At 38.0% G+C, this 13,169-nt stretch carries 9 protein-coding genes and 1 pseudogene; 3 read left to right on the plus strand and 7 right to left on the minus strand.

What is annotated here, in order from left to right:
• Positions 1–16 precede the first annotated feature (16 nt).
• From hutI to KSHG_RS16865, 3 genes and pseudogenes are all read right to left on the minus strand, one after another.
• A complete protein-coding gene (gene hutI / locus KSHG_RS10765) occupies positions 17–1,288 on the minus strand; it encodes an imidazolonepropionase (protein WP_010305988.1) in 1,272 nt (423 codons plus the stop codon).
• Positions 1,289–1,303: 15 nt separating this feature from the next.
• Positions 1,304–2,962: a urocanate hydratase gene (gene hutU / locus KSHG_RS10770; protein WP_010305992.1), complete on the minus strand. Its 1,659-nt coding sequence runs from the start codon at positions 2,960–2,962 to the stop codon at positions 1,304–1,306.
• An 18-nt stretch (positions 2,963–2,980) separates the two neighbouring features.
• Positions 2,981–4,245 (minus strand): annotated as a pseudogene (locus KSHG_RS16865) (YjiH family protein).
• 236 nt (positions 4,246–4,481) lie between these two features.
• Between KSHG_RS16865 and KSHG_RS10780 the strand changes: the two are divergent.
• Positions 4,482–6,002: a helix-turn-helix transcriptional regulator gene (locus KSHG_RS10780; protein WP_010305999.1), complete on the plus strand. Its 1,521-nt coding sequence runs from the start codon at positions 4,482–4,484 to the stop codon at positions 6,000–6,002.
• Positions 6,003–6,594: 592 nt separating this feature from the next.
• Here KSHG_RS10780 and KSHG_RS10785 read toward each other — a convergent pair.
• The 3 genes from KSHG_RS10785 to KSHG_RS10795 form a co-directional block, all read right to left on the minus strand.
• On the minus strand, positions 6,595–7,248 hold the full coding sequence (locus tag KSHG_RS10785; RefSeq protein WP_010306001.1) for a BglII/BstYI family type II restriction endonuclease: 654 nt from the start codon (positions 7,246–7,248) through the stop codon (positions 6,595–6,597).
• A gap of 233 nt (positions 7,249–7,481) precedes the next feature.
• On the minus strand, positions 7,482–7,667 hold the full coding sequence (locus KSHG_RS10790) for a hypothetical protein (RefSeq protein ID WP_010306003.1): 186 nt from the start codon (positions 7,665–7,667) through the stop codon (positions 7,482–7,484).
• A 199-nt stretch (positions 7,668–7,866) separates the two neighbouring features.
• A complete protein-coding gene (locus KSHG_RS10795; protein WP_010306006.1) occupies positions 7,867–8,847 on the minus strand; it encodes a DUF3427 domain-containing protein in 981 nt (326 codons plus the stop codon).
• A gap of 91 nt (positions 8,848–8,938) precedes the next feature.
• Here KSHG_RS10795 and KSHG_RS10800 point away from each other — a divergent pair, with 91 nt between their 5' ends.
• Positions 8,939–10,450, plus strand: a complete 1,512-nt coding sequence (locus tag KSHG_RS10800; RefSeq protein ID WP_010306010.1) for a MutH/Sau3AI family endonuclease — start codon at positions 8,939–8,941, stop codon at positions 10,448–10,450.
• Positions 10,451–10,648: 198 nt separating this feature from the next.
• Positions 10,649–11,902 (plus strand): DNA (cytosine-5-)-methyltransferase, encoded by a 1,254-nt coding sequence (gene dcm, locus KSHG_RS10805; RefSeq protein WP_010306014.1) that lies wholly within the window; start codon positions 10,649–10,651, stop codon positions 11,900–11,902.
• A 51-nt stretch (positions 11,903–11,953) separates the two neighbouring features.
• Here the strand turns inward: dcm and KSHG_RS10810 are convergent, their stop codons facing one another.
• Positions 11,954–13,108 carry an acyl-CoA dehydrogenase family protein gene (locus KSHG_RS10810; RefSeq protein ID WP_010306017.1) on the minus strand — a complete coding sequence of 385 codons (1,155 nt, stop codon included), beginning with the start codon at positions 13,106–13,108 and terminating at the stop codon, positions 11,954–11,956.
• Between the last annotated feature and the right edge of the window lie 61 nt (positions 13,109–13,169).

Below are 13,169 nucleotides of genomic sequence, written 5' to 3' on the forward strand. Positions count from 1 at the left end.
AGGTGTAGTGAAATAATTACTCAACGAGCGACCCTTCTTTCACGGCAACTTGTCCGTTCTTCACAACAGTATGCGTATGATTCATACCGTAGAAATATTGTAGCTGTTTGTAATTAGGCACGTCTAAAATGAGTACATCTGCTTGCTTTCCAACTTCTAAAGTACCGACTTGTTCACCTCGTTGAATGGCGTATGCGGCATTGATCGTCGTTGCACAAAGTACTTCTTCCATCGTCATACCCATGTTCATACACGCTAAATTTTGAATGTACGGTAAGCTAATCGTTGGTGAAGAACCTGGGTTAAAGTCAGTCGATATTGCAACCGGCACACCCGAATCAATCATTAGACGTCCTCGTGCGTAAGGTGCACGTAAGAAGAAGGCCGTCCCCGGTAATAAAACCGCAATCGTACCACTTTTCGCCATCGCTTCAATACCTTCATCCGATGCGACTAATAAATGTTCGGCTGAAATGGCACCGACTTCTGCTGCGAGTTCTGCTCCTTCATACGGTTCGATTTCATCTGCGTGAATTTTAGGAATAAGTCCATGCGCTTTTCCAGCCATTAAAATTCGGCGTGATTGTTCTGGTGTGAACACACCTTTTTCGCAAAATACGTCATTGAATTCTGCTAGCTTTAACTCTGCTACTTTTGGAATCATTTCTTGAATGACTTGTTCTACGAAAGCGTCTTCATTTCCTTTATATGCTTTCGGTACAGCGTGCGCTCCCATAAATGTCGACACGATGTCTACTCGATGCGTCTCTTGCAACTTCTTCGCAACTTCCAACTGCTTTTTCTCATTTTCCCAATCGAGACCGTATCCTGATTTTGCTTCGACCGTCGTGACCCCATGCTTTAAAAACTGATTCAAATGCGTATACGTTTTGTCGTAAAGTTCATCAAAACTCGTTTCACGTGTTTTCGTCGTCGTATAATGAATGCCACCACCGGCATTCATAATATCCATATACGATTTGCCACTTAAGCGCATATTCAGTTCATGCTCACGCGTGCCTCCATGTACTAAATGCGTATGGCAATCGACGAGACCAGGCATTACAATTTTGCCAGAAGCATCGATCACTTCCGCATCGGCTACGAGTGACGGATATTGTTGCTCTATTTCTTTCAAAGGAGCAATCATTTTAATTTGCGTGCCTTCTATTAAAATACTGACATCTTGTTGTAAACCAATTTCACTCATTTGTTCTTTCAAACGTGGTCCTTTGACGTCCGTTGCCATCGTCAATACTTCATTCGCATGATTAATTAAAATTGTCACGTCACTTACCCCCTATTAATCTTTTAACATCGGCATATGCACGCCTTTTTCTTTCGCTGTTTGAATTGCGATGTCATATCCTGCATCCGCATGACGAACGACGCCCATCCCCGGATCTGATACTAATACGCGATTGATTTTTTCAGCTGCCATTTGTGTCCCATCAGCTACGAGTACTTGCCCCGCATGTTGTGAATAGCCCATTCCAACACCACCACCATGATGAATACTTACCCAACTTGCACCACCAGCCGTATTGACAAGTGCATTTAATAACGGCCAATCAGACACTGCATCCGAGCCATCTTTCATACTTTCTGTCTCACGGTTCGGTGACGCGACAGAACCTGAATCCAAATGATCTCGACCAAATACAATCGGTGCTTTCAGCTCGCCATTTGCGACCATTTCATTTACTTTCAATGCGAAACGATGACGATCGCCATATCCTAGCCAACAAATACGGGCCGGTAACCCTTGGAATTGCACCATTTCCTGTGCCATATCAATCCAATTTACGAGCCCTTCGTCTTCTGCGAACATCTCTTTCGCTAATTGGTCTGTTTTGTAAATGTCTTCTGCATCTCCAGACAATGCCGCCCAACGGAAAGGTCCTTTCCCTTCGCAAAATAACGGACGAATGTAAGCCGGTACGAAACCTGGGAAATCAAACGCATTTTCTACGCCCATCTCTTTCGCATAAGCACGAATATTGTTACCGTAATCAAACGTTTCAGCTCCTTGTTCTTGGAAAGCCAACATCGTACGAACATGTTCTGCCATCGTTTCTTTCGCTAATAGTTCATACTGTTTTGGATTTGATTTGCGTAATGCAAGTGCTTCATCTAACGACATACCATTCGGTACATATCCATTTAATGGATCGTGCGCAGACGTTTGATCCGTCACAAGATCCGGAATCATTTGTCGATTTAACAATTCACGGTTCACATCCGCACAGTTCCCTACAAGTCCGATAGACGCCGGTGTTTGAGAAGCTGTTAGTTTATTAACAAGTTCTATTGCCTCATCTACTGTTTCTACTAAATAATCACAGTAACCTTCTTTTATTTTACGTTCGATACGTGCACGGTCTACTTCGACGACTAAAATAACAGCGCCTGCCATTTTACCTGCAAGTGGTTGCGCCCCACTCATACCGCCCATGCCCCCTGTTAAAATCCATTTACCGTGTAAACTCGGTGTACCGAATTTTTTCTTCGCTGCTTCAACAAAACTTAAATATGTTCCTTGTAAAATCCCTTGCGCTCCAATGTAAATCCAAGAACCCGCTGTCATTTGACCGTACATCATTAAGTTGCGCTCTTCTAACTCATAAAAATGATCCCAATTTGCCCAAGCTGGTACGAGATTTGAATTAGCGATTAAAACGCGCGGTGCATGTTCATGTGTTTTAAAAACAGCGACAGGTTTCCCTGATTGTACGAGCATCGTTTCATCATTTTCTAATTCTTTTAATGTCGCAATCATCTTCTCAAAACTTTCCCAATCACGTGCCGCTTTACCGATACCACCATAAACGACTAATTCATCTGGATTTTCAGCTACTTCTGGATCAAGATTGTTCATAAGCATACGGAGTGCCGCTTCTTGTGTCCATCCTTTACAAGTTAGTTCTGTCCCACGTGGTGCACGAATATTTGTTTTAAACATTAAAATCTCTCCCTTTTTTTAAAATAGTAGAAATGCGATTGGTGTAACTAATATGAGCGTTAATACGACACGTTCAAACCAAATGATGAGCATTTGACGAATCGTTAACGGAATACTCGTCGATAAAATAACTGGAATAACTGCAGAGAAAAATAAAATAGCTGAAATCGACACGACAGCAACGATGAATTTTGTCACGATCACACTTTCTGTTACGAGCATTGCTGGTAAGAACATCTCAGCAATCGATAGAGAAATCGCTTTCGCTGTCAACATCGGTTCAGGTATTTGAAGTAAATACGTAAACGGTACGAATAAGTATGCAAGCCAATCAAATAGCGGTGTATACATCGCTAGTAATAACCCAATTAAACCGATAGATAAAATGGATGGAATGACACCCATCGCCATAATTAGACCGTCTTTTAAATGAATAGTTAAATTTTTCGGTAACGACGGATTTGATTTCGTTGCAATTACCGCTTCTGTCCAAGCCATTTTTAGACGATCTTTTTTAATAATTTTTTCCGGTTGAGGTGTCGCATCTTCTGCATACGTGTCTTTAATAGAACGCAGTGGATAAATACGTGCCGTAATCGCCGTTACTGCAAACGTAACAACGAGTGTCACCCAGAAAAATTTATTCCAATGCTCCATTAAGCCGAGTGTCTTCGCGACAATAATCATGAACGTCGCTGATACTGTTGAAAAACCTGTTGCAATAATTGCCGATTCTCTCGCTGTATATTTCCCTTCTTTATACACACGGTTCGTTAACATTAAGCCCACCGAATAACTGCCTACGAATGACGCTACAGCATCGACCGCTGAACGACCTGGTGTTCTAAAAATAGGTTGCATAATAGGTTGCATAAAGATTCCAATGAATTCTAATAGTCCATAACAAACGAGTAACGCTAAGAAAATCGAGCCGATTGGAATGACTAAGCCAACAGGTTTAATAAGTTTCTCCATTAAAAATGGTCCGATATCAGGATTAAATAAAAAGGCCGGTCCGAAGTTGAAAATAAGCATAACACCTACGACTAAACCGACTAATTTCAAAATAGATAATACGATGCTTACAGACGATACATTCCATTTTTTCGTAACAAATGGATAAAAAGCGCCGAGCACTAATAGAATCAATACGTACGCCTTAACGAGCGTCGGTGTATACATTGTGAGTGCGGTCACGATATGATCTAATAAAATCGAAGACCGACCATCCCATTCAAATGAAATAAAAAACTAAAAATACCGATTATGCTACAAATAATCATTTTTCCAAAGATGCCAAATTCAAAACGAGCAAACTTTTTCACTTCTTCGTCTTTCAATATTTCTTCTTGAAACTCCATCGTAATCACTCCCTCTTATTACATAACTATAAAGAAACCACTTATTATTTTTAATAGATTAAATACTCTGATTATAGTAAAATTCTATTATTACGATAATTTATTAAACAAATAATAGAAATTTTATACTAATTAGAAATTTTAAATGAGGTGAATCAATGAAAATCATTATTATGGAGCGCGACGTGGAAGAGATGCGCGGGATTGAATGGTACATAAAACATTATTTATCTTATGACATCGATGTGATGAACTTATGTGAACCTGAAGCATTAGCCGATGCCATTGCTTCCTTTTTGCCAGATTTACTCTTGCTTGAACTCGAGCTCATTCAACCACCTGTCGAAAAGATGCTTCGCCAACTTTCGATTCCGATTATCGCGCTAACAGGTGAGCCTTTATTTCAACAAGCACTCAAAGCAGTAAACATTCGAGCGTGCAATTTATTCGTCAAACCGATTCCACTAGATGAATTAAAGTCGAGCATTCTCTCACTCCCTGTAAAAGCCGCTTCACCGCCGGAAGAAAAAACACTTCGTCGCCAATTGTATGCAGATTTATTTTTAAATAGTTCCGCTCTTTATGCGCCAAACGAACAAACTTTTTTCGTCATGGAATGTGCAGATATACAGGAAAACCTCCCATTTTACAATTGGCTAATCGCGCTCCCAGTCTTTAATGAATTCGTTGCACTGCCTCTTCAAAAGCGGATTCTTTGTCTCACGCAGACGTCCGATACGGCACCATTAATCAAACAACTTCGCCTCTTCGTACAAGAATGGACGCAGTCAGGTGGAGGCGACGTGAACATTGCTTTGTACGACGGAGAGCCATCGACACTTACAGTTATGTACAACGCGTGTAAAAAAAGTTTAATGCGCCGCTTTTATACGGGGTATCCACATATTTTTAAAACGTCCGAAACGCTGCACATTACTCGACTCGATCCACTTCTAACCTTTGAAGAACAACAACTGTGGATTGATAGCCTCGACCAGGGCGACGTGCCTAAAATTAAAAACTTATTGTATCGTTTGACGAACACTTCCATGCCTTATCACCAAGAAGATGTCCGTATACATTTGACGAGCATACTCGCACAAATCCGGCGCTACATGAAAAAATATCATTTACAACAACATGCTGCGATTGAAACGCAGTACCGTGAATTGTTTCACTACATTTTGGAACATCCTGTTTTGTATACGATTATTCAAGAATTCATTTTATTTACGCAGCGTATTACAAACTATGTAAAAAGAGAACAACAAGCGGCAGTCGCCGATTATACCGAACTCGCTGTCGCATTCATCGAAAAAAATTATGCCGATGCCGACTTAACGCTTCAAACGACAGCTGATGCCTTAAATATTAGTCCTAACTACTTGAGCACGATGTTTTCTAAAAAAAGAGGCATTCCGTTTAAAAAATTTGTACAACAATATCGCCTACAACTAGCCGCAAATGACCTCATACAATCGACGCAATCTATCGCATCAATTGCTGAAGCGGTCGGCTTTGTAGACAACAACTATTTCTCTAAAGTATTCCGTAGTCATTACCAACTAACACCTTATCGCTATCGACTTCATCATAAAAAAAGCCACGTATCTCATTCGACAGACGCGGCTCCGAACAACGCCCATGAAGCGGTTTTGCGATTTGGGCATACGACATAAATTCAACTATGCGCCGCGACATTCGTCCAACCAAGTGCATTTTGTGATTCCTTTCGTACGAATACAACACATTTTTCACATACATCGTATTGGATTGTCGCTTCCTTCCAATAAAAATAGGCAAATACGTAGTTCTTCTTTTGTTATAATTGCTCCTTTTTACAAATAATTTATGACGCGACGACGAAAAGTGCCACTTCTATACTAGAAGTGGCACTTAATTTTATTTATGTCGTATGGAGGAATAGGGTTTTGGAGAATTTACTAAATAATTTGAACTCGCAATAACTGTTTATTCGCTACAACATAACGCAAAATCGAACTTCGATTTAACACTTATATTAACAATTGGAAGTATTATCATAATTTTTATCGTTATTTATTAATGTATAAAAATCCTATTAAAAGACGTTAAATATTTTCAAAGATTCTTATGTACACTAACTTACCATAAGAGTTGTACTCACAAAAAAGGATGATCATAATGATCATCCTTTTTTTATTCTATTTATTATTTATAGGAATTAATTACTTTAAAATATATGTAATGTAATAATCAGCCATTAGTTGAAAATATTGCTGTGAGCTAAAATTAAATTGTTGGTAATACCTCTCCCGTTTCTAACATTACTACATAACCTATTTTAGTTGTACTACCTTTTTTACATTGATGAACTATTTCAAATGTTTCAGGTGCTTCTAACCCTATAATTACTAAGGGTACACTTAATTGATTATTTAATGGTGGTAGATGTTTAAGGAACTTCTCATATGTTCCTACAGCTGAATCAAATCCACCAGCACGTCGTAAATCATCCGTTGCACATATGATTACACCAACGCGAGTTTGAATAGCTTTCTCTACATGATTTAATTCACTCGCTAAAACAGGTTTTAACAAATTCCATGCTATTACTCCTGAATGATTAAATGCCACTTCAACCGAAACATCTTCTTTAGCATAATCTAATCGCCAATTTTCATTGTGATTATAGCTTGCGTCATTGAAAATAGGACTCTCAGCAAACCATCCCATATTTATAAATTGTTCTTTAAGCAATTGATTGATAGAAGCTGAAATACTTTTACCTCGGTTTGGACGATTTAAATAATTATCTATAATATCTTGATCCGTTATATTTTCAATTGCAGTTTTAATTTCATTCCAAAGAGGTTTGATTTCATCCTCTGTTTCTACAATTGATAAAGCAAAACGATGTGAATGTAAATGTTCTTGATACTTCATATATGACTTCCTTTCTAATAACAAAATTAATTTTAACAGATAAATAATATTTATAATTGCAATCTCTCAAATAGTTTTTATTAATTTCTCTATTATTGCGGAATCCACAGTCCATATCATATTTATTACAATCTAATTTCTCAACAAAGTAGACTAGTCATTATCCCATAGTTATTGGATTCGCTCCCCCTTGACTTCAAAGTTTTCAGGCCATATGTTTCGGACGCGGCACACTATTCTGATTCAATGACGCTACGTAATGTCATTTTATGCGGAACAACAAAAAGTGTCCGGGACTCTTCATCATCTTGACGCATCGACCAATTAATTAACTCTTTGACTGTATAGCGTGCTTCGCTATACCACACAACGTTATGCGCGTTCGGCATACGGAAAAAGCCGAAGTCGTTGCAGTACATATCGGCATTAACGCTAGATAAGCTCAATTTGAGGTTATTGGCGATACGTTTCGCGACTACAAGACTACGAAAGTCATTTTTATTTTAAATGTATATATTTTTACTATATTGTATATAAAATAACATATTGATGATACAAAACTTATATTGTTTCATTTCAAAATAACTATTTACATAAAAAAATTCCACATCTATATTCTTATACTCTAGCACTATATTGAGTAGCTTTTAATTGTAATTCACTTTCTAAATCACCTTGGATTTTGTAAAATTTCCCTGAATTATTCTCATCATCATACTCATATACTCGAATTAATTGATATTGCTCGGAATGCTCCTTACAGAAAGCAAGCTCATTTGGTGAAATAAAAAACTCCGAATCCAGATTCCCTTTTGTGGCTTTTACTTCTAAATATAAATATGTACCGTCTGGATTGAACGATTGAATATCGTACCCCGCTCCATCACCTTCTACTACTGATGTATGTACTACTTTATTAGCTAAATCAGTTCGTCCAACTTTGATTAATTGTTCTTTTGTATACTGTAGAACTAGTAACTCTGCTGACAACCCTAATTTTGTATTATTTTCATTTCGCGCTACATAGTTTGTTTTCTTTGCTTTGAAATTTTTCTTTCTTGAATGACTCTCTTTTTTTATAGGCGCTTCAGTTTCTTTCAAACTATTTTTAGGCTGCTCAACAATTATTCTTGCTGATTCAAGCTTAATTTCATCAAAAATCTTTTCATCATCCCATTCTAAAACTTGCCATTTAAAATGGACGGGATTTTCTAGCGTTGTATCATGATCGATGTATGCAAGTCGACCCATATATCGAAATTCTCTTTGCTTTTTACTAGGACGTAAGAATAAATAAATATTATGTTTCGTATAATCATGATTAATAAATTCAATGATTTGCTTATGATCCAGCGTATGCTTCTTTTGAGATTGCCACGTTAAAACACCATCTTCTGTAAGGTTTTCTTTAAACGTAACACCTAGTTTATCTTGGCCAATTGTTACAAAGAAAACATAGTCATGTTTACGATTCGGAATTCTAACAATCCCATGAAGTCCCCAAATGCCTGCACCAGCCGTAAACTTTGTAATCCCTCCATCAAAAATTTTATGCACATCTTTTCTAGTATACTTTTCATGTAATGTCAATTTTTTCATTTCCACACCTCTTACTATCCATCATATTACTTTTAAGTTAAATTTAACATGATATATTATTGATATAAGAATACTAAGGGAGATGTACATAATGGCAAAACATCCATTTACATTTAATGAATTAAATACAATTTTAAGTGAAGCAACGGGAAAAACGCTTGGAGAAGCGGATGTAAATAACGTCTTTGCCAAAACAATTGATAAACCGAAGATTACTGGGATTGCCGGGGATGTTGTGGAACAATCTATATTAGGTTATCCAGCTGATTCAGACAGTGATCCAGACTTAATTATCGATGGTGTTCCTACAGAACTTAAAACAACAGGGATTCGTGTGAAAATTCCAAAGGGGAAGAAGAAAAAAGAGTACAAAGCAAAGGAACCGATGTCTATTACTGCGGTGTCTATAAATAACATTGTAAAAGAGGATAATTTTGAAGATTCTCGTTTCTGGCACAAGCTAGAGAATTTACTGCTTGTGTATTACAATTACGCAGCACCTAAAGCTGTTCCTGCAACAGAGTATTCGAATTTTATAATTGAAGGTTATCAATTCCATCAATTTTCAGATGAAGATAAAGAAATTTTAAAAAATGACTGGACGATTGTACGCGACTTTATTCGAGATATACAAGCGAATTATGCGGATCCTCGTACAGAATATCCGCGCATTTCGTCTGAACTTCGTAAAGAGCTGATACTTATTGATACAGCACCTAAATATCCGAATCCTCCTCGTTTCCGTTTGAAACAGTCTACAGTTGGCACTATAGTTGAAAAGCACTTTGGTCAAAAATTAGAGGAATTAGACAAAAAGTATTCATCATTCAAAGAGCTAGATGATGAACTTCATCGTTTAACAACTTTATATAAGGGTCATACCGTACGAGAGTTACTTGAAATGCTACATATTAATGCAACATTAAATAAACATAAAGATGTATCAAAAAGTGTAACTGAGCAGATTATTGTTAAAATGCTTGGTGGTAAGGCAAAGAAATTGAGTAAAATTGATTTATTCAGTAAAGCTGGAATTATTCCTAAAACTATCGTAACCACCACTGCTGGAACACGTACTGAAGATATGAAGCTATTCCAAATTGATTTTGAGGAATGGACGCGTAGTGAATATGATTCAGACGAGGGGGAATTGCTGCCTATGACATTTGATCAATCGTTTGTTCATAATTATTTTGCAGAGCATCAATTTCTATGTATCGTTTTCCAAGAGTCAACGGACGGAGATAAATTACTCGATAATAAATTCATTGGCTTTAAACGATTAGCTTTTGATGAAGCTTTTATAAACAGTACGGTTAAAAAGCTATGGGAAGATGTTCGTGAGCTTGTCATCGATGGGTTATTAGTTGAAAGTGTTGTCTATAAAAAAGATGGAACACCACAGATTAATAAAAAAACGAATACGATAAAGAAATCTTTAAATTTCCCTAAGTCTGCGGAATATGATGTTTTTGTAAGAGGAAGCGGTACAGATTCCACTCATAAAAATTTTATATTAAATGGCATTCATATGTATTCTCAATATGTATGGATTAAAGGATCTACGATGGTTCATTTATTAAAAGATATAACTTTCATCTAAAATAAACAAATACTAAAGAAAAAGAAGGTTTTTTTCGCCGATTATTTCATAATACCCACGCCCTACTTCTCAAATAATAATTTTATTGAAAATATTTACCTTTAAAAATGATGTTATTTAAATGATTAAAAACATAATGATTGATCTTCTGAGATTTTTAAGATATAATGAAAACACTAAATGAAAGAAGGTTAATCAATGAACAACAAACTCAATGTAGTCGAGCTTTTTGCTGGCGTGGGTGGTTTCCGGGTTGGTTTGGAAAAAGCAGATAAAAAGCTATTTGATACTGTATGGGCCAATCAGTGGGAACCTTCTAAAAAAACACAAGATGCATTCGATTGTTATAATTCTCATTTCCCATCAAGTGAAAATTGTAATGACGATATTTCAAAAGTACCGAATAAAACTTTTGAAGATATGAACATAGATTTATTGGTTGGTGGATTTCCTTGCCAAGATTATTCAGTCGCAAGATCTTTATCAAAAGAAAAAGGGATTGAAGGGAAAAAAGGGGTTCTATTTTGGGAGATTAAACGCATTGTAGAAGTTTCTCACCCTAAGTACATTTTATTAGAGAATGTAGATCGTCTATTAAAATCTCCTTCTAAACAACGCGGGCGTGATTTTTCAATTATGCTAGCAACATTTCGTGATTTAGGTTATATCGTTGAATGGCGTATTATTAATGCTGCAGAATATGGATCTTCTCAACGTCGTCGCCGTATTTTCATATTTGCTTACGATCAATCACTCGCATATGCAGAACGTCAATTAGATTTTTCAACTGGAGAAATTCTTTTAAAAGAAGGTTTCTTTGCACAAACATTCCCTGTGAAAGAAGAGCTTTATAAAAATCGTGAAGCATTCGTTGAACTTCCTTCGGATATCGTTGAAATCTCAGACACGTTTTCATTTGAATATCATCAAGCAGGTATTATGATTGATGGTAAAGTTCATACAGTTCATCCAGAAGCGCTGGATCCACAAGCTGTTACATTAGGGGATATTTTGCAAGATGAATCAGAAGTAGATGAGAAATTTTACTTGAATGAAAATCAAATTGAAAAATTTGCGTACTTACGCGGGCCTAAAAAAATTGAACGTACATCTAAAGAAGGTCATAAATATATCTTCTCTGAAGGTGGGATGTCACCTACCGACTCACTAGAATTACCAGGGCGTACAATGCTAACAAGCGAAGGTACAACAAATCGTAGTTCTCATGTTGTCGAGGTGAATGGACGTAAACGTTTCTTAACACCCATTGAATGTGAACGACTTAATGGATTCCCAGATAATTGGACTGCTACAATGGGAAATCGTATGCGTTACTTCTGTATGGGAAATGCACTTGTTACACAGATGATTGAAAAAATGGGTAACACTATTAAAGAAATCGATGCTGCGGAAACACGTAATATCGCACAAATCTCATTAAATCTTCATTAAAAAAGACCGGGATAATACCCGGTCTTTTTTATATAGCTTCAAATTCTGAAATTATTCCCCAATCGCCACTTTCGCTACTTTCATCACCGTCATATCGTCCATCGGTGGATTGTGTAAGCCTGCGCGAATGTCGCGGTAGTAGCGGCTGAGCGGATTCGTTTGTTGGAGGCTCTGTGCACCGACGATTCGCATTGCTAAATCGACGACTTCGAGAGCGGTATTTGTCACGAATAGTTTCGCAACGCCCAGTTCGTTCGTCACCGTTTCAGGGCGCGTTTCAAATTGGCGGATTGTACTGTAGAGGAAGTGACGTGCGGTCATTAATTTAATGTTCATTTCCCCAATTTTTTGTTGAATATGAGGCAATTCAGAAATTGTGACGTCTAAGCTATTCGGTTGGTACGTTTTCGCAAAGTTTGTCGCATAGTCACAAGCAGCTTGCGCGATGCCTAAATAAACAGCGGGTACGTGAATAATCCAACCGTTTTGGCGAATCGCACCGCGTGGACCGTTCATCGTTTCAAGTAGCGCGTCTTTTTCCACGTAAACGTCTTCTAATACGAGGTCATGGCTCGCCGTTCCACGCATTGCCATGACGTCCCACGTTTCGTCAATGCGGACACCTTTTGCTGTCGCATCTACGAGAAAATAGCCGATTGCTTGTTCGTCTTCCATCCATAGTGCGACGATTGGATGCGTTAGCGCTGTCGAAAGTGACGTAAATGTTTTGCGTCCATTTAATAGAAAGCCGTCCCCTTGTCTCGTCGCATGACCTTCCGGGCGTCCACCACGCGTCGGACTACCGGTCGCTTTTTCTGTTACGGCACGATTCGTTAAGGCACGCTCGTGAACGATTTTTTTTGCGAGGAATTCGTGTTGTGCTTCTTGCCACAATTGTTTTTCGTAAGCATCCCCGATGATGCTCACGTGCCATCCGATCGATAAAGCCGTCGCCCCGTCATAACGTGCGAGCGTTTCTTGGCATAATACGAGGTCATAAATGCCGAAACCAAGCCCTCCGTAAGACTTAGGTAACGTTAATTGGTTGTAGCGAATATCGAGTAATGCTTCGATGCTCTCCTCCGCTAAACGTCCTTCGCGATCTGCCGCTTCGCCTGCTTGGCGGATCGCCGGCCCAATCGTATGTAGTTGATCCAGCATTTGCTGTTGTTGCTCTGTTTGAATAAAAGGTTGTAATGGTTCCATGAAATGCCTCCCGACTTGTTTTGCTTATTGTAACACTCTTTTCAAAATCTGTTCGTCCATT

It is taken from the genome of Kurthia senegalensis (assembly GCF_000285595.1).
Taxonomy (GTDB): Bacteria; Bacillota; Bacilli; order Bacillales_A; family Planococcaceae; genus Kurthia; species Kurthia senegalensis.

What these genes read in the sequence shown, in the direction of transcription:
- hutU (WP_010305992.1), bottom strand. Translation starts at nt 2,962, where the DNA reads ATGTTTAAAACAAATATTCGTGCACCACGTGGGACAGAACTAACTTGT.
- KSHG_RS10780 (WP_010305999.1), top strand. Translation starts at nt 4,482, where the DNA reads ATGAAAATCATTATTATGGAGCGCGACGTGGAAGAGATGCGCGGGATT.
- KSHG_RS10785 (WP_010306001.1), bottom strand. Translation starts at nt 7,248, where the DNA reads ATGAAGTATCAAGAACATTTACATTCACATCGTTTTGCTTTATCAATT.
- KSHG_RS10790 (WP_010306003.1), bottom strand. Translation starts at nt 7,667, where the DNA reads ATGTACTGCAACGACTTCGGCTTTTTCCGTATGCCGAACGCGCATAAC.
- KSHG_RS10795 (WP_010306006.1), bottom strand. Translation starts at nt 8,847, where the DNA reads ATGAAAAAATTGACATTACATGAAAAGTATACTAGAAAAGATGTGCAT.
- KSHG_RS10800 (WP_010306010.1), top strand. Translation starts at nt 8,939, where the DNA reads ATGGCAAAACATCCATTTACATTTAATGAATTAAATACAATTTTAAGT.
- dcm (WP_010306014.1), top strand. Translation starts at nt 10,649, where the DNA reads ATGAACAACAAACTCAATGTAGTCGAGCTTTTTGCTGGCGTGGGTGGT.
- KSHG_RS10810 (WP_010306017.1), bottom strand. Translation starts at nt 13,108, where the DNA reads ATGGAACCATTACAACCTTTTATTCAAACAGAGCAACAACAGCAAATG.